Annotated in this window: 19 protein-coding genes and 1 riboswitch; of the genes, 11 read left to right on the top strand and 8 right to left on the bottom strand. The window is 74.3% G+C overall.

Going from position 1 to position 19180, the window contains the following annotated elements; genetic code table 11:
* The first annotated feature begins 18 nt into the window (after nucleotides 1-18).
* From ACIBBF_RS12500 to pdxS, 3 genes are all read left to right on the top strand, one after another.
* A complete protein-coding gene (locus ACIBBF_RS12500) occupies nucleotides 19-1215 on the top strand; it encodes a glycosyltransferase family 4 protein (RefSeq protein WP_397413946.1) in 1197 nt (398 codons plus the stop codon).
* Nucleotides 1212-1799 (top strand): hypothetical protein, encoded by a 588-nt coding sequence (locus ACIBBF_RS12495; RefSeq protein WP_397413544.1) that lies wholly within the window; start codon nucleotides 1212-1214, stop codon nucleotides 1797-1799. Before ACIBBF_RS12500 ends, ACIBBF_RS12495 begins: the two co-directional genes overlap by 4 nt.
* A gap of 147 nt (nucleotides 1800-1946) precedes the next feature.
* Entirely contained in the window at nucleotides 1947-2861 is a 915-nt protein-coding gene (gene pdxS / locus ACIBBF_RS12490; protein WP_397413543.1) for a pyridoxal 5'-phosphate synthase lyase subunit PdxS, read from the top strand.
* A 157-nt stretch (nucleotides 2862-3018) separates the two neighbouring features.
* Nucleotides 3019-3136, bottom strand: a riboswitch (TPP riboswitch).
* 109 nt (nucleotides 3137-3245) lie between these two features.
* On the opposite strand, the gene ACIBBF_RS12485 is transcribed toward pdxS, so the two are convergent.
* From ACIBBF_RS12485 to ACIBBF_RS12475, 3 genes are all read right to left on the bottom strand, one after another.
* Nucleotides 3246-4745: an SDR family NAD(P)-dependent oxidoreductase gene (locus ACIBBF_RS12485; protein ID WP_397413542.1), complete on the bottom strand. Its 1500-nt coding sequence runs from the start codon at nucleotides 4743-4745 to the stop codon at nucleotides 3246-3248.
* 72 nt (nucleotides 4746-4817) lie between these two features.
* The gene (locus tag ACIBBF_RS12480) at nucleotides 4818-6050 is read right to left on the bottom strand and encodes a hypothetical protein (RefSeq protein ID WP_397413541.1); all 1233 of its coding nucleotides are present in this window, start codon (nucleotides 6048-6050) and stop codon (nucleotides 4818-4820) included.
* Nucleotides 6047-7126 (bottom strand): HesA/MoeB/ThiF family protein, encoded by a 1080-nt coding sequence (locus ACIBBF_RS12475; RefSeq protein ID WP_397413540.1) that lies wholly within the window; start codon nucleotides 7124-7126, stop codon nucleotides 6047-6049. The genes ACIBBF_RS12480 and ACIBBF_RS12475 overlap by 4 nt, the downstream gene beginning before the upstream one ends.
* Nucleotides 7127-7501: 375 nt before the next feature.
* Here ACIBBF_RS12475 and ACIBBF_RS12470 point away from each other — a divergent pair, with 375 nt between their 5' ends.
* On the top strand, nucleotides 7502-7633 hold the full coding sequence (locus ACIBBF_RS12470) for a hypothetical protein (RefSeq protein WP_397413539.1): 132 nt from the start codon (nucleotides 7502-7504) through the stop codon (nucleotides 7631-7633).
* Between the two features lie 41 nt (nucleotides 7634-7674).
* Here the strand turns inward: ACIBBF_RS12470 and ACIBBF_RS12465 are convergent, their stop codons facing one another.
* The 3 genes from ACIBBF_RS12465 to ACIBBF_RS12455 all read right to left on the bottom strand — a co-directional run bounded on the left by ACIBBF_RS12465 (nucleotide 7675) and on the right by ACIBBF_RS12455 (nucleotide 10706).
* The gene (locus ACIBBF_RS12465; protein ID WP_397413537.1) at nucleotides 7675-9060 is read right to left on the bottom strand and encodes a helix-turn-helix domain-containing protein; all 1386 of its coding nucleotides are present in this window, start codon (nucleotides 9058-9060) and stop codon (nucleotides 7675-7677) included.
* A gap of 96 nt (nucleotides 9061-9156) precedes the next feature.
* The gene (locus tag ACIBBF_RS12460; protein ID WP_397413536.1) at nucleotides 9157-9855 is read right to left on the bottom strand and encodes a hypothetical protein; all 699 of its coding nucleotides are present in this window, start codon (nucleotides 9853-9855) and stop codon (nucleotides 9157-9159) included.
* Nucleotides 9852-10706 carry a hypothetical protein gene (locus tag ACIBBF_RS12455; protein WP_397413535.1) on the bottom strand — a complete coding sequence of 285 codons (855 nt, stop codon included), beginning with the start codon at nucleotides 10704-10706 and terminating at the stop codon, nucleotides 9852-9854. The genes ACIBBF_RS12460 and ACIBBF_RS12455 overlap by 4 nt, the downstream gene beginning before the upstream one ends.
* Nucleotides 10707-10749: 43 nt before the next feature.
* Here ACIBBF_RS12455 and hrpB point away from each other — a divergent pair, with 43 nt between their 5' ends.
* Complete coding sequence (hrpB, locus tag ACIBBF_RS12450; protein WP_397413534.1) at nucleotides 10750-13281, top strand: ATP-dependent helicase HrpB; 2532 nt, start codon at nucleotides 10750-10752, stop codon at nucleotides 13279-13281.
* Between the two features lie 72 nt (nucleotides 13282-13353).
* Here the strand turns inward: hrpB and ACIBBF_RS12445 are convergent, their stop codons facing one another.
* Both ACIBBF_RS12445 and ACIBBF_RS12440 read right to left on the bottom strand, forming a co-directional pair.
* Complete coding sequence (locus tag ACIBBF_RS12445) at nucleotides 13354-14268, bottom strand: NADP-dependent oxidoreductase (RefSeq protein WP_397413533.1); 915 nt, start codon at nucleotides 14266-14268, stop codon at nucleotides 13354-13356.
* Nucleotides 14269-14347: 79 nt separating this feature from the next.
* Nucleotides 14348-15250 carry a sigma-70 family RNA polymerase sigma factor gene (locus tag ACIBBF_RS12440; RefSeq protein WP_397413532.1) on the bottom strand — a complete coding sequence of 301 codons (903 nt, stop codon included), beginning with the start codon at nucleotides 15248-15250 and terminating at the stop codon, nucleotides 14348-14350.
* A gap of 43 nt (nucleotides 15251-15293) precedes the next feature.
* Between ACIBBF_RS12440 and ACIBBF_RS12435 the strand changes: the two genes are divergently transcribed.
* The 6 genes from ACIBBF_RS12435 to pdxT all read left to right on the top strand — a co-directional run bounded on the left by ACIBBF_RS12435 (nucleotide 15294) and on the right by pdxT (nucleotide 19129).
* Entirely contained in the window at nucleotides 15294-15836 is a 543-nt protein-coding gene (locus tag ACIBBF_RS12435; protein WP_397413530.1) for an NUDIX hydrolase, read from the top strand.
* 262 nt (nucleotides 15837-16098) lie between these two features.
* Nucleotides 16099-16635 (top strand): alternate-type signal peptide domain-containing protein, encoded by a 537-nt coding sequence (locus tag ACIBBF_RS12430; RefSeq protein ID WP_397413529.1) that lies wholly within the window; start codon nucleotides 16099-16101, stop codon nucleotides 16633-16635.
* 17 nt (nucleotides 16636-16652) lie between these two features.
* The gene (locus tag ACIBBF_RS12425) at nucleotides 16653-17303 is read left to right on the top strand and encodes a signal peptidase I (protein ID WP_397413528.1); all 651 of its coding nucleotides are present in this window, start codon (nucleotides 16653-16655) and stop codon (nucleotides 17301-17303) included.
* Nucleotides 17300-17953, top strand: a complete 654-nt coding sequence (locus tag ACIBBF_RS12420; protein WP_397413527.1) for a hypothetical protein — start codon at nucleotides 17300-17302, stop codon at nucleotides 17951-17953. Before ACIBBF_RS12425 ends, ACIBBF_RS12420 begins: the two co-directional genes overlap by 4 nt.
* Nucleotides 17946-18452: a hypothetical protein gene (locus ACIBBF_RS12415; protein ID WP_397413526.1), complete on the top strand. Its 507-nt coding sequence runs from the start codon at nucleotides 17946-17948 to the stop codon at nucleotides 18450-18452. Before ACIBBF_RS12420 ends, ACIBBF_RS12415 begins: the two co-directional genes overlap by 8 nt.
* A 41-nt stretch (nucleotides 18453-18493) precedes the next feature.
* Nucleotides 18494-19129 (top strand): pyridoxal 5'-phosphate synthase glutaminase subunit PdxT, encoded by a 636-nt coding sequence (gene pdxT / locus ACIBBF_RS12410; protein WP_397413525.1) that lies wholly within the window; start codon nucleotides 18494-18496, stop codon nucleotides 19127-19129.
* Nucleotides 19130-19180: the final 51 nt, after the last annotated feature.

Genomic DNA, 19180 nt, shown 5'->3' with positions numbered 1-19180 from the left:
CCGCGGCGGCGCGGCCACCTGCGGGTGGGCATCGTCTGCCCGTACTCCTTCGACGCCCCGGGGGGCGTCCAGTTCCACGTGCGCGACCTCGCCGAGGCGCTCCAGGCCGCCGGCCACGAGGTCTCCGTGCTGGCCCCGTCCAGCGACGACACCGAGCTGCCCGACGTCGTCACCGCTGCCGGCCGCGCCGTGCCCGTGCCCTACAACGGCTCGGTCGCCCGGCTCACGTTCGGCCCGGTGACCGCGACCCGCGTGCGCCGCTGGCTGGAGGGCGGCATCGGGGGGCGGCCCTTCGACATCGTCCACCTGCACGAGCCGATGGTGCCGTCGCTGTCCATGCTCGCGCTCTGGCAGGCCACCGAGCCCGTCGTGGCCACGTTCCACACCTCCCAGGTGCGCTCGCGCGCCCTCCAGGTCGCCTACCCGCTCGTGCGGCAGTCCCTGGAGAAGATCGCGGCCCGCATCGCCGTCTCCGAGGATGCCCGCCGCACCCTCGTGGACCACCTCGGCGGCGACGCGGTGGTGATCCCCAACGGCGTCTACACGCAGCAGTTCGCGAGCAGCCCCCGCCGGCCCGCGTGGACCGGGACGCCGGGGGCGCCCACCGTCGCGTTCCTCGGCCGGCTCGACGAGCCGCGCAAGGGCCTGGACGTCCTCGTACGCGCGATCCCCGCGATCCTCGTCCAGGTGCCCGGCACCCGGTTCCTCGTCGCGGGGCGTGGGAACGGCGCCGTCGCGGAGACGCGCGAGGCGCTCGGGGGCCTGGCCTCCTCCGTCGAGTTCCTGGGCGGGGTGTCCGACGCCGACAAGGCCGCCCTGCTGGCCTCCGCCGACCTCTACATCGCACCGCAGACCGGCGGGGAGAGCTTCGGCATCGTGCTGGTCGAGGCGATGAGCGCCGGGTCCGTGGTGGTGGCCAGCGACCTGGGCGCGTTCCAGCGCGTCCTGGACGACGGCGCCGCCGGGGCGCTGTTCCGCACCGGAGACCCCGACGACCTGGCGGCCACCGTGCTCGCCCTGCTCGCCGACCCCGCACGCCGCGACGGCTACCGCGCCCACGCCCGCCAGTGGGTCCAGCGGTTCGACTGGTCCGGGGTCACCGAGCAGGTGCTGGCGGTCTACGACATGACGCTCGCCGCCGACCACGCCATCGGCGGCGACGTCGTCGGCCGTGTCATGGGGCTGTTCCCCCGGCGGGTCGGAGGTGACGCATGACCTGGTCGGAGGTGGCTCTGGTCGCCCTGGGGGCGCTCGCCGTGGGCCTGCTGCTCGCCTGGCGCGGGGCGTCCCGCGTCGACCGGCTGCACCGCAAGGTCGCCGCGTCGCGGATCGCACTGGACGCGCAGCTCGTGCGGCGGGCGTCGGCGGCGACGGAGCTGGCGGTCTCCGGCGCGCTCGACCCGGCGAGCTCGGTGCTGGTGGCGGACGCGGCGTACGCGGCGTCGGACGCAGGGCCGGTCACCGCGCCGGCCGCGGCCCTCAAGATGGACGGCCTCGGCGCGGACCGGGAGCGCGCCGAGTCGGGGCTGACGGCCACCTTGCGGGAGGCGCTGGGCGCGCCCGAGGCCGCGCGGGCGCTGCTGGAGGGGCCGTCGGCCGAGGTCGTCGAGGCGCTCGGCGCCGCCTGGTACCGGGCCACGCTCGCGCGCCGGTTCCACAACGAGGCGGTCGCCCAGGCCCGGCGCGTGCGCCGCCTCTGGTACGTGCGGCTCTTCCACCTGGCCGGCCGGGCGCCGATGCCGCGCACGGTGGAGCTGGACGACGTGCTGCCGCACGCGCTGGAGCCGAATGGCGGGTGACCACCCGGGCGGGCCGGACGGCGGGTGACCGCTGGGCGAACGGGCGGTGAGGGTCGTCGGGGGCGGGCGATAGGATCGGGACAGGGCGCCGACCGCGCCCGGAACGACCGGCGTCGATCCCACCGGCGAGAACTATGCGAGGTAACCGTGACTGAATCCGTGACCGGCGAGAACACCGTGGGCACGGTCGGCACCGCGCGCGTGAAGCGCGGCATGGCCGAGATGCTCAAGGGCGGCGTGATCATGGACGTCGTCACGCCCGACCAGGCGAAGATCGCCGAGGACGCGGGCGCGGTGGCCGTCATGGCGCTGGAGCGGGTGCCCGCGGACATCCGCGCGCAGGGCGGCGTGTCGCGCATGAGCGACCCCGACATGATCGACGGCATCATCGAGGCCGTCTCGATCCCCGTGATGGCGAAGGCGCGCATCGGGCACTTCGTCGAGGCCCAGGTGCTGCAGTCGCTCGGCGTCGACTACATCGACGAGTCCGAGGTGCTGACGCCCGCGGACTACGCCAACCACATCGACAAGTGGGGCTTCACCGTGCCCTTCGTGTGCGGTGCGACCAACCTCGGCGAGGCGCTGCGCCGCATCACCGAGGGTGCGGCGATGATCCGTTCCAAGGGTGAGGCCGGCACGGGCGACGTCTCGAACGCGACCACGCACATGCGTCAGATCCGCCAGGAGATCCGCCGCCTGACCTCGCTGCCCGAGGACGAGCTGTTCGTCGCCGCCAAGGAGCTGCAGGCGCCGTACGAGCTGGTCAAGGAGGTCGCGACCACCGGCAAGCTGCCGGTCGTGCTGTTCACCGCGGGCGGCATCGCCACCCCGGCGGACGCCGCGATGATGATGCAGCTCGGCGCCGAGGGTGTGTTCGTCGGCTCGGGAATCTTCAAGTCGGGCAACCCGGCGCAGCGCGCCAAGGCGATCGTCCAGGCGACGACGTTCTTCGACGACGCCGACGTGATCGCCAAGGTCTCGCGCGGGCTGGGCGAGGCGATGGTGGGCATCAACGTCGAGGAGGAGCCGGCGCCGGTGCGGCTGGCCGAGCGCGGCTGGTGATGTTCTGTCCTCAGGGCGCAGTTCGGCCCTGACGGAGCGGAGAAGGCTCCGCGGACCTTGTGTCTGCGGGGCCTTTCCTCGTGGCTCAGGATCTTCCCAGGATGATCTCGACGCGGAGCGAGCCCGACCTGATGGGAGCCGGTGCTGTCAGGGCATGAAAAGGACCTGCGAGGCGATTTCCCTTCGCCGGCATTGTCCGGATCAGGTAGTGGGGGTCGCCAGCCGGTCGTTCGACCTTCTGACCTCTCAGCCTCTCGGCTCCCTCGCCTGTCTCGCAGGCCTGCCTCCAGTGTGCGCCTGGCCGGGGCCGGCAGGGTAGGGACCTTGGTCCCTGGTTCGTACCTCGGCCCGGAACGCCCCCCCGGGCTGCCGGCGAGGCCGGTGCTACCAGGGTGACGGCTCGTAGTCCTTGAGGAAGCAGCCGTACAGGTCGGTCCCGGCCTCGCCCTGGACGATCGGGTCGTAGACGCGGGCGGCGCCGTCGACCAGGTCGAGGGGAGCGTGCCAGCCCTCGGCGGCGAGCCGCAGCTTCTCGTGGTGCGGGCGCTCGTCCGTGATCCACCCGGTGTCCACGGCGGTCATCAGGACCCGGTCCTTCTCGAACATCTCCCCGGCGGAGGTCCGGGTCAGCATGTTGAGGGCGGCCTTGGCCATGTTGGTGTGCGGGTGCCCCGCGCCCTTGTACCGGCGGGAGAACTGCCCCTCCATCGCGGAGACGTTCACGACGTACCCGCGGCGGGCCTTGGCCGTCGCGGCCCGCATCGCCGGCCGCAGCCGGGAGATGAGCAGGAACGGCGCGATCGCGTTGCAGAGCTGGACCTCCAGGAGCTCCAGCGGGTCGACCTCGTCCACGACCTGGGTCCACGAGTTGTTCTCCTGGACGTCGGGGAGCAGCCCGCCGGCGTCGACCGCCGTACCGGCCAGGTGGGCGTCGAGGGAGGCCGAGCCTGCTCGGAGCGCCAGCGCCGTCAGGGATGCCGCGGTGTGCGTCGCGACGGCGTCGTCCTGCGACTCGCCCTCGTGGTGGGCGACCGACAGGGCGGCGAGCGCGCCCGCGATCGCGGCGGGGTGCGCCTCCGACACGTGGTCGAACGTGACCATCTCCGGCGGTTCGAGCCCGAAGGGGAGCGGGACCACCGGCGCGGACTCACCCGCGACGAGCTGCGAGTAGGCCCCCGGGGACCGCCGCACCGTCTGGCACGCGTTGTTGATCAGGATGTCGAGCGGACCCGCCGCGGCCACATCGTCGGCCAGGGCGATCACCTGGGTGGGGTCGCGCAGGTCGATGCCGACGATCTTGAGGCGGTGCAGCCAGTCTGCGGCGTCGGGCATCGCCGAGAAGCGGCGCACCGCATCCTTCGGGAAGCGGGTGGTGACGGTGAGGTGGGCGCCGTCGCGCAGCAGGCGCAGCGCGATGTACATGCCGATCTTGGCCCGGCCGCCGGTGAGCAGCGCGCGCCGGCCGGTCAGGTCCGTGCGCTGGTCACGCCGCACGTGGCTCTTCGCAGCACAGTCCGGACACAGCCAGTGGTAGAACGAGTCGACCAGCGTGTAGTCCGTCTTGCAGATGTAGCAGCCGCGGGCGGCACGCAGCTCCCCGGCGAACGCCCCGGGCGCGGAGGAGACCAGCGGGATGCCGGCGGTCTCGTCGTCGATCCGCGCCGGCGAACCGGTCGCCGTCTTCTCGATGATGCTCCGGTCGTGTGCCTGGATCTCCCCGCGGACCGCGGCCTTGCGCGACTTCTTGAGCAGCTTCCACATGTAGCCGGTCGCCTGCTTGACCGTCTGGACGTCGGGATGGTCGGGTGCGAGGTCGTGGAGCCTGCCCAGCACCCGGAGGGTGGTGGCAAGCTCGTCCGGATCGATCCCCGTGTTGGTCGGCACCGCCGTAGGGTAACCGGCTCCTGGGCCGGGACCCGGCTTCTTCCGGCCGCCGCATGCGGACTGTCTGGAATGTCACGCGGCGCGCTGGGCCGTCGCCGCGTGTCCGGCGCCCTTCCGCGTTCGCAGCGCCCGGACCCCCGCCTTCATCGCGACGACCGCCGTCAGCACGAGGGGCCCGAACAGCGCGACCGCGGAGGCGGCGGTCCACCAGAACCGCCCGGTCGCCGGGGACGTCGCCAGCCCCGCCGCGGTCCAGGCGGCCGCCTCGCCGACCCACGGCAGCAGGTACCAGACCAGGTAGCCGGCGGCGAACACCGGACCGATCAGCCACACGTGCACGAACCACCGGCTCACGCGGCGGTCCGCCGGGGAGGCGTCGTCGAGGGCCCGCTGCTCCGAGGAGCTGATCAGGCGGAACATCGCCTTGGCGCGCAGCTGGGTCGTCTCCCACAGGTTGGTGCACCCCGTGGCGGTCACCAGCACGGCGTACAGGTCGGAGCGCAGGAAGACCATGGCCTGCCACATCAGCGTCGACAGGTTGAGCAGCACGAGCAGCCGCAGGAACGGCGCGTCCCGCCACAGCACCTCGGCGAGCAGGGTCCCGGCCAGCAGCACGCTCTGGACGGCCATCCCGGCCAGCTGGGGCCCGTAGCGCCGGCGCCGGGCCACGCTCCAGATCTGCGTCAGGTCCGTCTCGAACACGAGGAGCACCCCGTACCGCACGTCGATCCCGAACCTCGACTGCAGGCCCAGTGCCCGCGTCGCGAGCCAGTGCCAGTACTCGTGCAGAGCCGTGATCGACCAGCCCACCGGCAGGACGATCAGCGCGCTGATCCCGAAGTCCGACACGATGATCGCATCCGTCGAGTGCGGGAGCAGGTCCGGCCGTGCGACGAGGGTGATCAGGGCGAACAGCGCAGCGAGGGCGTAGACGGTCCAGGCGGTCCGGCCGAAGAACCATCGGGCCACCCGCGCGTCGACCCCGGTGAACCAGGTGCGCTGCTGGACGGGCGCGGTCGGTGCGGGACCGGCGCCGCCGGACGCTCCGTCGTGGGCGACGAACCCGAGCTCGTCGAGCGTGTCGACGAAGGACGCGACGTCCACGGTCTCCCCGGCGAACGCCTCGGCCTCCGCCGTGGCCTCGGCGACGGTCCGCCCGGCGAGCAGGGACCGGACCACGACACCACCCACGGCGGGGACGTTGATGTAGCTCCCGGCGGACGGGTCGCCGATGATGCACTCCTCGCCGTCGTCGGTGACGGTGAGGTCGCGCAGGGTCACGGTGGTGGTGCCGACGTCGCTCACGAGGCGCCTGCCATCGCGCGGGGGGTGCGGGCGCAGGCCGGGCAGCCGGGGTCGCGGGCCCACTCCGTGCGGGTCTGGCGGCAGCCGTCGGCGGTGTCGAGGATCACGGACGCGCCCGCCGCGTACGGCGGGGCGAACCCGGTGAGATAGCGCAGCGCCTCGAAGGCCACGAGCGAGCCGACCAGCGCGGCCGCCGGGCCGATGCCCCGGTTGACGCGGTCCAGGCCGCTGCTCAGCCGGCGGACGACGCCCCGGTCCGACGCGGCCCGGCTGCACCGGTAGCACGCGGTCCTGCCGGGGTCGACCGAGAAGTAGATCACCATGGTGCCGAACATGCCGCCGCGGATCCACGGGACGCCGGCCGTCACGCAGGCCTCGTTCACCCAGAGGTCGATGTCGTTCGGCTGGTCGACGCCCGAGACCACGAGGTCGGCGTCGGTCAGCAGGTCGCTGACGTCGTCGGGCCCGCCCACCCAGCGGCTCACCGTGCGTACGTCGATGTCGGAGCTGAAGGCCCGGGCCCACTGCGCGGCACGCTCCACCTTCGGGGTGCCGACCTGATCCTCGCGGTAGACGAACTGGCGCGCGAAGTTCGCGGGCTCCACCAGGTCGTTGTCCAGCAGCGTGAGGCGGCCGACGCCGAGCCCGCACAGCGACTGCAGCACGTTCGACCCGAGGCCGCCGACGCCGAGCTGCACCACGTGCGCGTCGGCCAGGCGGCTGCGGAAGTCCTCCGCCGTGACGTCGAGGCTGCTGAACAGGTCGAAGTACGCGAGGTTGCTGTAGTCCCGGTGCTTTGTGGGCCGCCGGTCGATCGACGTCTCGGGGCGTTCCAGCACCCTCAGCCCGTCCAGGGCCTCGATCGCCGTCCGGACCGTGGCGACGTCGGTGTCGTGCCCCGACGCGCGCAGCCGGGCCGTGAGCGCGGCGGCGTCCTCCGCACCTTCGCGGAGGGCGGCCAGGAGGGCTGCGACGTCCCCGGTCGGGTCGTCGAGCTCGATGGTCCGGCTCTGGTCCGCCATGAGGGTCAAGACCTCGCCGGACCGTTCCCATCGGCAGTTCTTCAGCGCGATCATCGAGGGCTCCCTGTCGTCGTGTACCGAGTGGATGTGCCGAGGGCCGGCCCCGTCGCACGGGAGGCGTGCGGGGCCGGCCCCTGGTGCGGGAGTGCTGCTCAGCTGTCGCCGGGCGGGTCCGGGTACTGGGTCGCCTTCACCGGCTCGACCTTACGAACGACGATCGTCATGACTGGCCTCCCTCCTGGGTGTTCGGACTGGGCCATCTAAGGCAGTGCGCGGTGGCCAGGACCAGGAAGTTGCTCCGGCAATTCGACCGGCAGCAGCGCAGGCAACGTGGGTTGCCCGGCAAGACTTCCTGGGACGTGCCGGGCAGACCGTGGCACCGTTCCTGCGTCACCCACGGTGAGGGTGCGGACGAGTGAGGAGAAGCCCATGACGACGGTGAAGCGATTCCTGGTGGTCGCCACGACGATGCTGATGGTCGTGGCCGGCGGGCTGTCGCTGGCGGCGCCGGCGAGCGCGCAGTGCCCCAAGGAGCTCCAGTGGTGTGTCGGCGCGCCGTGACGGCGCCCGCGACGACCGGTCGCCCGGCTCGCGGCGTCTGATCAGCCGCGAGCTGAGCGGGTGGCCCAGTGCTCCAGGATCCCGCGCAGGGCCGCCCGCCGGATGGGTTCGGGGTCGTGGTCGATGCCGGTCTCCCGCGCGAACTCCCACAGCAGCGCGTGCAGCTCGTACCGGCCCGGCGACGGTTCCTCGATCAGGTGCGCCGAGGCCAGCTCGGCCAGGATGGTGTCCGTGGTCCGCAGCGGCAGGTCCCAGAGCGCCGCGACGGCGTCCCGCGACAGCCGGGTGCGTGGCGGGACCCCCAGCAGCCGGAAGTACCGTGCCGCCTCGTCCGAGAGCTGCCGGTACGACGCCGTGAAGGCTGCGCGCAGGTCGCACTCGGCGTCGTCCGCGGTGCGGAAGGCGTCGAGCGGTGCCGGTTCGGCCAGCCAGGCCGCCAGCGCCGCGGGCGCCTGCGCGGTGGTCCGGCGGACCAGGTGGTCGCAGGCGATGCGCAGCGCCAGCGGAAGCCCGGAGCAGCGCTGCACGATCGCGTCGACCGCCCCCGGCGCCGCACGCAGACGCTCGTCCCCCAGGAGCGTGCGGACCAGCCGGGCGGCGACCCCCGCGGGCATCGGGGGTACGCCGACGTGCCGGGCCTCGTCACGGATGCTGAGCCCGCGCAGCTGGTGGCGGCTGGCCACGACCGTCGTGCAGGCGCCCGGACCGGGTAGCAGGGGCCGGACCTGCTGGGCGGATGCGGCGTCGTCGAGGACGACGAGCACGCGCCGCGCAGCCAGCACCTGACGCAGCAGCGCCGTGCGGGCGACGGACGACGACGGGACGTCGGCGTCCGGGGTCCCGAGGTCGGTCAGGAACTGGCGCGCGATGTCCTCGGCCGACGGCGGCCGCCCGGTGGAGCCACGCAGGTCGGCGTACAGCTGACCATCGGGGAACGCGCCGTGCCGGGCATGGGCCCAGGCCAGGACGAGGGCGGTCTTGCCGACGCCGGCCGGGCCGTCGAGCACGACGCAGCGGTGCCCGCCGCCGGGGCCGGTCAGCACGGTGTCCAGCGCCGAGAGCTCTTCTGATCGCCCGGAGAACGTCGACGGCGGGGAGGGCAGCTGGGTGGGCGCCGCACCGGCCGGCCCGAGGGCTTCCGGGGCGGGCACCGGGACGGCCGGCTCGGCCCGGGCCCGCTCCGGGGCCGGCTGCGCCCACCGTCGACGGTAGAAGTCGAGCAGCTCCCCGACCCGGGCGTCGTCGAGACCGAGGCCCGCCCCGATCGCGCGCAGGGTGCTCACCCGTGGCCGTCCGACGGCGCTGCGCTCGATGTTGCTGACCGAACGCACGGCCAGGCCGGCCCGCTCGGCGAGCTCCTCCTGGGTCAGGCCCGCCCGGCGGCGGAGCTGTGCGAGCAGGTCGTGCTCCGAGCTGTGCACTGTCATGCGGCTCCCGAGGGACGTGAACGACGTGGCCTTCCGCGCCCATCCTGAGCGCTCGGTGCCCGGCCGTCGTGCAGGTTCCTGCAACCTGACCCCGGATCAGGCTGTCGGGACGATCCCCGTCCGGCCCTCCCAGGTGCCGTGCTCCGCGAGCGGACGGAAGCGGTACGTCGCGAACTCGTGGTGGAAGTCGCGCCGCCGGCGTTCGACCATGGCGTCGGCGTGCCGCCGGGCCGCGGGGAGGTCGGAGCGGCCGTGCACCATCGCCTCCATCGCGCGCACGGTGCGCCACACGGAGAACGTGGCGATGGTGCGTGGCGGCCGGAAGGCGGCCAGGGCGAGCGTGGCGCCGGGGTGGTCGCGCACCTGACGCTCGACGGGCTTGCCCCACCGCAGGAACCGGGGCACCTCGGGCAGCCGCATCCGCGCGACGGTCACCGCGACCACGGGTTCGTCCTGGTCCCAGGTGCCCGACCGGGCGGGCAGGCCGGGCAGCGCTGCCAGGTGGGACCAGCGGCGCAGGTACTCCAGCCGGACGTGCCAGCCGGTCGCCAGGTGGCGGCCCAGGGCGTCGTCGGACAGGAAGCGGTCCACGGCGTGCTCGTCGCGCCACTGTGCGAAGACGGCGATCCGCCGCAGCTGCAGCCGGTCCGCGGAGACCGTGGGCGCGCCCAGTCGCATGAGGGCCAGGCACTCGGCGTGGTCCAGCCCCGGCGTCGTGGTGCCCGACGGTGGTCGCGCGAGCGCGCGTGCCGTCACGGCCGCGGGCAGCTCGGCGAGGTGGAAGGTGTGCATCATCGGTCGCGCTCCATCCTGTAGTGCAGCCGCATCATCCAGGTGCGCCACATCCGCAGCTCGTGGTCCGTGCGGAGCACACCGTACGGGTCGCGGTACAGGCGGAAGGTCTCGTGCAGGGGGATGCGTGCCGCGAAGTCCCGGCCGCCGTCGCGGACGGTGACGTACGCGCCGTCCTGCCCGAACCGGCCCGGGGGCGACTCCAGGACGAGCCCGCCCTCGTCGGTGACGGCCGGGCGCAGGAAGACCTGCACGTTGCCGGACTCGAGCGGGAACGCGACGTGGACGCTCGGCCCGGCAGCGCCGGGGAGCCGGCGCGCCGAGTAGCAGCCGCTGAACACGTAGCGGCCCGACGGCCGCAGCGTGCGGAGCCACGCGGCCCCGACCTGCGCGCCGTGCCGGTCGCGGATCACGCGCACCCTGCTGTCCATGCCGTGTGCCACGTCGAGCGGGCGCATCGGGAGGGAGAGCTGCTCGACCCGGCGGCCGAAGAACCGCGCGACCAGCTCGCCGGCCGGCCAGAACAGCGGGGACCAGCCGGACCACACCTCCATGTGCCAGGCGGCGGTGTGCTCGTAGAAGTCGCGGATCCGGGGGTCGAGCCGTGCGGCGTCGAAGCCTGGCCCGTCGAGGACCGCCATCGTCGGCAGGAGGCCGGGGGTGGAGACGGCCGAGGTCGCCTCGTCGTCGACCGTGCCGCCGTGGTGCGCGGCCTCGGCGGCGAGCCAGCCGTCCGCGACCGTGGCGGACCGGCTCGTCGGGGCGCGCAACCAGGAGTGGTCGCCCGCCAGGTCGACCGGCCTGCCGGCCAGCCGCCAGAACTTCCGGGACCCGAGGTCCAGCAGGTGGTTCACGAGGACGCATTCTCGCAGGGGCTTCGTCGGTTACGGTCGGGGCGTGCTGCTCCCTGACTCGTCGGTGCCCGGGGCGGACCTGCCGGTCCGGGCGGTCCTGCCCGCCACGGTCGACGCCGTGCGGTCGCGCGGCGCCGCGGTGCTGGTCGCGCCGCCCGGGTCGGGCAAGACCTCGCTGCTGCCGCTCGCGCTGGCGGACGCCCTCGGCGGCACGGTCGTCGTGGCCGAACCGCGCAGGATGGCGACCCGAGCGGCCGCCGCCCGGCTCGCGGACCTCGTCGGCGAACCGCTCGGGCAGCGGATCGGCCACGCGATGCGCGGCGAGCGCAGCGGCGGCGCGGGGCTGCGCGTCGAGGTGGTGACCACGGGGCTCCTGGTCCGGCGTCTGCAGCAGGACCCGGAGCTGCCGGGTGTCTCCGCGATCGTGATCGACGAGTGCCACGAGCGGCACCTCGACGCCGATCTGCTGCTGGCGCTCGCCCTCGACGTCCGGACGAACCTCCGGGACGACCTGGCGATCGTCACGACCTCCGCAACGGCGGACACGGTGCGGCTGAGCCGTGCGCTGGGTGCGGAGGAGCCGGCGCCCGTGGTCACCGCGTCCGCCGCGCTGTTCGACGTGGCCGTCGAGTGGACCCCGCCGCCGGTCACCACCCCGCTGCTCCCCGGCGGGCGGGTCGACCCCCGTCTGCTGGACCACGTCGCCGCCGTCGTCCGGCGGGCGCTGGCCGAGAACGAGGGCGACGTGCTCGTGTTCGTGCCGGGGGAGGCCGAGATCCACGGGGTGGCGCGCCGGCTGGCCGACCAGAACGTGCTGCCCCTGTTCGGCCGCCAGTCCCGCGCCGAGCAGGACCGGGCGCTCGCGCCGTCCGCCGTGCGCCGGATCGTGGTGACGACGTCGGTCGCGGAGAGCTCGCTGACCGTGCCCGGGGTCCGGGTCGTGGTCGACTCGGGTCTGGCCCGGGAGCCGCGCACCGACCAGTCCCGTGGCCTCGGTGCGCTGGTCACCTGCCGGGTCTCGCGGTCCTCGGCCGAGCAGCGGGCGGGTCGTGCCGGGCGTGAGGCGCCCGGGCGGGTCTACCGGTGCTGGTCCGCGACGGATCATGCCCGGCTCGACGACCATCCGGCGCCGGAGATCGCGATCGCGGACCTGGCGTCCTTCGCTCTCGACCTCGCGGCCTGGGGTGCGCCCGGGGGCGCCGGCCTGACGCTGCTCGACCCGCCGCCGCCGGCGGCGATGACCGCGGCCGGTGAGCTGCTGCGCCGCATCGATGCCGTGGACGAGGAGGGCCGGATCACCGGGCGGGGCCGGCGGATGGCGGCGGTCGGGGCGCACCCCCGGCTGGCCCGCGCGCTGCTGGACGGGGCAGCGCGGGTCGGTGCCGACCGGGCGCGCGAGGTCGTCGCGCTGCTCTCGGACGACTCCGGCCGGGGCTCCGGCGACGACCTGCCCGCTCGGTGGCGGGCCCTGCGTCGCGGCGACGACCGTGCGGCCACGGCGCGGTGGCGCGAGGAGGTGAGGCGGCTCGGCCGGGGTACGCCGGGTGGCTCCCCGGCGGGTGGAGAGGCGGGGCCCGGCCGCGAGGAGCAGCGCGTCCCGGACGATCTCGCGGCCGGGATCGTGGTGGGCCTGGCGTACCCGGACCGGATCGCGCGCGCCCGGGGGAGCGACTCGGCCACCTACCAGATGTCGGGTGGCACGGGCGCCGCGCTGGACCCGCAGTCGCCGCTGCGGGCCACGCCCTGGCTGGCGATCGCGGTCGCGGACCGGGCGCCGGGCCGCGCCGACGCCCGGATCCGTGCCGCGGCGCCGATCGACGAGGCCACGGCGCGGGACGTCGCCGCCGAGCTGGTCTCGAGGGCCGACCAGATCCGCTGGGCCGACGGGCGGATCGTGACGCGGCGGGTCGAGACGCTCGGGGCGATCGTCCTGAACGACGCGCCGCTGGCGCAGCCGGACCCGCTGCAGGTGCAGGCGGCCGTCCGTGACGGCATCCGGCGCAGCGGCCTGTCCGTGCTGCGCTGGTCGGAGGCCGCGGTCGCGCTGCGCGACCGGCTGGCGTTCTGCCACGCGCACCTCGGCGCCCCGTGGCCGGCCGTCGACGACGACGCGCTGCTGGCCGGCCTCGACGACTGGCTGGGCACCGAGCTCGCGTCGGTGCGGGCCGCGCGCGACCTGTCCCGCATCGACGTCACCTCGGCCCTGCGGCGCCTGCTGCCCTGGCCCGAGGCCGTCCGGCTCGACGAGCTCGCGCCCGAACGGCTCCGGGTCCCGTCCGGCTCCGAGGTGCGGCTCGCGTACGACGGCGCCGGGCCGCCGGTCCTCGCCGTGAAGCTGCAGGAGGTGTTCGGCTGGACCGTCACCCCGGCCGTCGCGGACGGCCGCGTCCCGGTGGTGCTGCACCTGCTGTCGCCCGCGCAGCGCCCGGTGGCGATCACGAGCGACCTCGCGTCGTTCTGGAAGCAGGGCTATCCGCAGGTCCGGGCCGACATGCGGGCTCGTTACCCGCGGCATCCGTGGCCGGAGGATCCGCTGACGGCGGTGCCGACGAAGAGGGCGAAGCCGCGGCGGTGAGCCGGGTACCTGCAGTGGCCGGCGGGAGCACCGGGGGCGAGCGCCCCCGGCGTCCTGCCGGGCGGGAGGCCCTTACGCGATGGTGATGATCGTCTTGCCCGCGACTCGCGCCGTCGGGTTCAGTGCCTCGACCGCCTCGGCGAGCGGCCGCACGGCCGCGACGTTCGTCCGCAGGCGCCCGTCGCGGACCCGGCGGACGATCTCGACGAGCTGGGCGCGGTCGACCTCGACGACGAAGAACACGGACCGCCCGCCCTCCGGCTGCCGGGCGGGCGGCTCGGCGATCGACACGAGGGTGCCACCCGGCCGGACGAGGTCGACGGACCGGTCGGCGATCTCGCCGCCGATGACGTCGAGGACGAGGTCGACGTGCCCCACGGCGGCGAGGTCGTCGGTGCCGAGGTCCACGAAGTCGTGCGCGCCGAAGTCGGTCGCCGTTGCCCGGTCGGCCGTGCGTCCGGTCCCGATCACGTACGCGCCCGTCTCGCGGGCGAGCTGGGTGACGACCGACCCGACGCCGCCGGCGGCGCCGTGCACGAGCACGGTCTGCCCCGCCTCGAGCCGTCCGTGGTCGAACAGGGCCTGCCACGCGGTGAGCCCGGAGATCGGCAGGCTCGCGCCGGTGACGAAGTCCACGTCGGCCGGCAGCGGTGCGAGGTTGCGGGCCTCGACCGCCACGTACTCGGCGAGCGTGCCGTCGCGCGTCCAGTCCGCGAGGCCGAGCACGCGCTGTCCCACGCTGATCCCGGTGGTCCCGTACCCGAGCCCGGTGACCACGCCGGCGAGCTCGTGGCCCGGGATGCTCGGCGTGCGGTCGTGGCCGGCGCGGTCGGTCCACGTGGCCGGCCAGGTCAGCTCGCCCGGCGTGAAGCCGGAGGCGTGCACGCGCACGACGACGTCGTTCTCCGCCGCGCTCGGTTCCGGCTGGTCCGTGAGCCGCATCCCGGCGGTGCCGGCGTCCCGGTCGGTGACGGTGATGGCTTTCATCTGATGTTCTCCCGTTCGGTCGTCTCGTCCTGTGGGCGAGGTGTGCTTCACCGGGTAGACGAGATGCGGGGCCCTGGCGTCAGGTTCCGGTGGAGTCCCGCCAGAGCGTGAGCTTGTGCGGGTTCCACTGGATCAGCACGTCGACCACGGCACCGTCACGGACGACGAGCTCCAGCACGCCGCTGACCGAACCATCGTGCTCGAAGGTCAGGACCGGGCCGGCGTCCGTCGTCCGGCTCACGAGCCGCACGGGGCTCTGCCGCGCGAGCACGCCCACGACGAAGCGCGCCACCTTGTCCGGGCCGTGCACGGGGTTGAGGGCGGCCCGGACGATCCCGCCGCCGTCGGACCGCAGAGTGACGCCCGGGTGCAGGAGCCGCACGAGCGTCGCGACGTCGCCGGTGTTGGCCGCATGTCGGAACGCCGCCGTCAGCGGGGCGCTCGCCTCGCCGGCCGACGGCTCCGGCCCGTGCGCGGCCACGCGGGCACGCGCGGACGACGCGAGTTGCCGCACGGCGCCCGGGGAACGGTCCAGGATGTCCGCGACGTCGGCCACCGGGTAGTCGAACACGTCCCGGAGCACGAAGGCGACACGTTCGGCCGGCGTCATGCTGTCCATCACGCTCAGCAGCGCCATGCCCACCGACTCGGCCGCCAGGGCCCGCTCCGCAGGGTCGCCGCCAGACGGTGCCGGTACCTGGAACCGGCCGCCGGGGACGGGTTCGGGGAGCCAAGGGCCGGTGTAGAGCTCGTGGCGCCGACGCGCGCTCTTCAGCACGTCCAGGCACACGCGGCTCGTCGTCCGGGCGAACCAGCCGACCGTGTTGCCGACGTCCGCCCGGGCGCCCTCGTCCAGCCGGTACCAGCGCACGAACGCCTCCTGGACGGCGTCCTCGGCGTCCGCGACCGTGCCGAGCATCCGGTAGGCGAGCCCCACCAGACGGTCACGATCCAGGCCCGTGACCGGCCACACCTGCGTCATACGCCCATCATGACCCCGGACCGCTGCGGTTATCCTGGCCCGCATGTCCCTCACCTCCGCGCTCGGCGACGACTGGGTCCCGGCGCCGGACGGCGTCCGCGAGCGCTCCGCGGCCCGCGTCATCCTCGTCGACGGCGCCGGCCGGGTGCTCGTGGTGCGCGGCCACGACGTGAACCAGCCGGAACGGTCCTGGTGGTTCACGGTGGGCGGCGGCATCGACGCGGGAGAGACTCCCGTGCAGGCGGCGCTGCGCGAGACCCGTGAGGAGGCAGGCGTCGTGCTGGCCGCCGAGGACCTGGTGGGCCCGGTGCTGACCCGGACGGGCATCTTCGACTTCTTCGCGGAGACCTGCCGTCAGCACGAGGTCTTCTACCTGGCCCGGGTGGCGCACGCCGTCGAGGTCTCGGCGGAGGGGTGGACCCAGGCCGAGCGGGAGCTGCTGGACGAGATGGCCTGGCTCACCCCCGCGGAGCTGCGGGCCCAGCCGCTGGAGGTCTTCCCGCCGGAGCTGCCCGACGTCGTCGACCACCTGCTGGCCGGCTGGGACGGCGAGGTGCGGCACCTGGGCGTGCAGCTCGACGACTGAGCGCCCCCGGTCTGTGCGCGAACGTGGTCGGAATGACGCTCGACGCATTTTCTCTGTGATTTATCATGCATTGTTGGAGCATTTTATATGCCGATGCATGGGCGTCCGAACTGCGCAAATGCAACGCCTGCCGTGCAATTCGGACGCTGAAGAACAGTACTGCGGGTGAAAACCAGGAATGCGCGCTGACATGCCGCGCGCATCGCAATGAAGCCTGTTTAGCGTGGTGGCGCGGGGGCACCCACCACGGAAGGTTCCAGTCATGGAGAGACTCACCAAGGCCGCGCTCGCGACGGGTGGCGCCGCCGCACTGCTGCTCGGCGGTGCCGGCACCCTCGCGTTCTGGACGGACGACGGCCTCGCGACCGGCACGGACGTCACCTCGGGCACCCTGACCATGACCGACGGTGCGTGCGGCGACTGGACGCTCGACGGCGGCGGTGCCGTCACCGAGGGCATCGTGCCGGGCGACACCGTGACCACCGACTGCGCCCTGACCGTGGGCGGCACGGGTGACCACCTCGCGCTGGGCGACATCACGGTGACCGCCCCCACCTGGGCGGAGGACAACGCGCTGACCGCCGTGCTGGACGTCGCCGTCTCCGGGGCCACGCTGGACGGTGCCCCCGTCACCCTCCCGCTGGCCGAGCCGGTACCCGTCGAGGCGGCCTCCGACCTCGTGGTCACGGTCGCGGCCACCTTCCCGGACGACGCCGGCAACGAGACCCAGGCGCTCACCGCAGCCCTGGAGGACGTCACGGTCCAGGTGACACAGGCCCACCTCGTCCCCGCACCCTGACCGGTGGTGCCGAGACCGTGCGGACAGCAGCTCGTCTGACGGGGCGTGCGCTCGCGGCCGTGGTCGTGGCCGTGGCGGGCGCCGCGCTCCTGCTGGGGGTGATCGTGCCCCGGGCGGCCGGCGCCACCCCCTTCGTGGTGCTCACCGACTCCATGGAGCCCACGCTCCCCGTCGGCACCCTGGTCGTGTCGCGCCCGGTCGACGCCGGGCGGATCGGCACCGGCACCGTCATCACCTACCAGCTCCGGTCGGGTCAGGAAGGGATGGTGACGCACCGCGTCGTCGGCGTCGGTTCGACGGTCGGCGGTGAGCGCACCTACGTCACTCAGGGCGACGCGAACGACGTGCCCGACGTGGTGCCCGTCCGGGACGCCCAGGTGCGTGGCGCGGTCTGGTACCACGTGCCCTACCTCGGGTACGTGGCCGGGGTGTTCACCGGGCAGCGTGCGGCGGTCGGTGCCGTCGTGGCCGTGCTGCTGCTCGGCTACGCGGGGTGGCAGGTGTTCCGCGCCGCGCGCGAACGGTCCGCGCGGGCGCCCGCAGGCCCCGTCGCCGTCGGCCCTGGGGTGACCGACGGCGGCGGTCCCCGCGAGGGGCCGGGGCGTTCCGAGGAGGGGCCGGTGGTGCGCGAGCACACCGCCGCGGGCGGGGCCGGGGGAGTGCCATGAGGTGGGCGGCGTCGGTGCTCGTCGCCGGGCTCGTGGCCGGGGCGGCCCTCGGAGGACCGGCCGGGCCGGCGTCCGCGGTGCCGGACGGCGATGCGGAGCGGCTGTTCCTGAGCGTGGACGGGAACACCTGGGCGCCCGTCGTCACGGCGCCGCTGCTCGATCCCGGCCTGGTGTGGGTGCCGGGCGACGTCGCGACCGGCACGCTGTACGCCCGCAACGGGTCCGGCGAGGCCGCGGACGTGGCGGTGACGGTACGCCTGGACGGTGGGCCGGCCGGCGCGGGCCTGCCCCTGGCGGACGCGCTCGACGTGCGCACGCGCCTGGGGGACGGCGCGTGGACGGACGGCCCGGTCTCGGCGGTCACGAGCCTCGCACCTGGCGAGGAGCTGCCGATCGGGGTCGAGGTGGGGTTCGATCCCGCGGCCGGCAGCTCGACACAGGACCGGACGGTGCACCTCGACCTCGTCGTGACACTCTGGGGCGTCGGGCCGGGTGCGGGCGACGGCGGTGCGGGCGGTGGCGCCGTGCCCGGGGCGGGCGGCCCGGGGACGCTGCCGCGGACGGGCGCGAACCTGCTGTTGCCGACCCTGCTGGCGGCCGCCGCGGTCGTCCTGGGTGTGCTGCTGCGCAAGGGAGCGCGCCGTGGGTGACCGGGGCGGGGCTGTACCCCGCGCGCTGTCGCGGCGACGGCGCATCACGGTGGCCGTGCTCGTGGCCCTGGCGCTGTGCACGGGCACAGGGGTCGCGTGGGCAGCCTGGGCGGCCGGGGGCACCACCACGGGCCCGGCGGACGCCGTCCCGGCCTGGGCCCTGCCGGCCACCGCGACCACCTGCACCGACACCGACGGGCAGGTCTTCGAGACGGCAGCGATCACCTGGCCGGAGACCAGTACCCCGCACGCCCTCGACTACACGGCCACGATCAACGACGTGGCGGCGCCGGTGACGGACGACGGCGCCACCCGCACCGTGGTGATCGACCAGGCCGTGCTGCAGCAGCTCTTCGGCGGGCTGTTCGGCGGCACGCTGACGGTCCGCGTGACCGCATCGCTGCCCGGCACGTCGTGGACCGCGCCGGTGGCCACCGAGACGGTGCAGGCGGGGGTGATCGTGGTACCGCCCGGGCTGACGCTGGAGTGCACCTCCTGAACGCCGGGAGCCCTGCGGGCCGCGCCGTAGGATGGACGGCTGTGAGCATCCCGACCATCGGCGTCCTCGCCCTGCAGGGCGACGTCCGCGAGCACCTGGTAGCCCTCGAGTCCGTGGGCGCGCGCGCCGTGACCGTGCGCCGGCCCGCCGAGCTGACCGCCGTGGACGGTCTCGTGCTGCCCGGCGGCGAGTCGACGACGATCGACAAGCTGCTGCGGATCTTCGAGCTGCGCGACCTGTTGCAGACCCGCATCAAGGAAGGCCTGCCGGTGTACGGCTCGTGCGCGGGGATGATCCTGCTCGCCGACCGGATCCTGGACGGCACCGCGGACCAGCAGACGGTCGGCGGGATGGACGTGGTGGTGCGGCGCAACGCGTTCGGCCGGCAGGTCGACTCGTTCGAGACGGACCTCGAGTTCACGGGCATCTCGGACGCCGGGGACGGCGGACCGGTGCGCACCGCGTTCATCCGCGCCCCCTGGATCGAGGAGGCCGGGAGCGACGTCGAGGTGCTCGCGCGGATCCCGGCTGTGGATACGCAGGGCCGTCCGGTGGCGGCCGCCGGTAGAATCGTCGCAGCACGGCAGGGGCCGCTGCTCGCCACCGCGTTCCACCCCGAGATCACGGGGGACACGCGCGTGCACGGGTTGTTCGCCGGCATGGTTGCGGGCGGCTGAGCGGTCGTCCCGCTACCGTTCGACGCCACTGCACCAGTCACCGCACACGAG

Source organism: Promicromonospora sp. NPDC050880, assembly GCF_044456525.1.
Lineage (GTDB): Bacteria > Actinomycetota > Actinomycetes > Actinomycetales > Cellulomonadaceae > Promicromonospora.
Note: the sequence above shows the minus strand (reverse complement) of the source record. Positions and strands in the feature narration are given on the sequence as shown.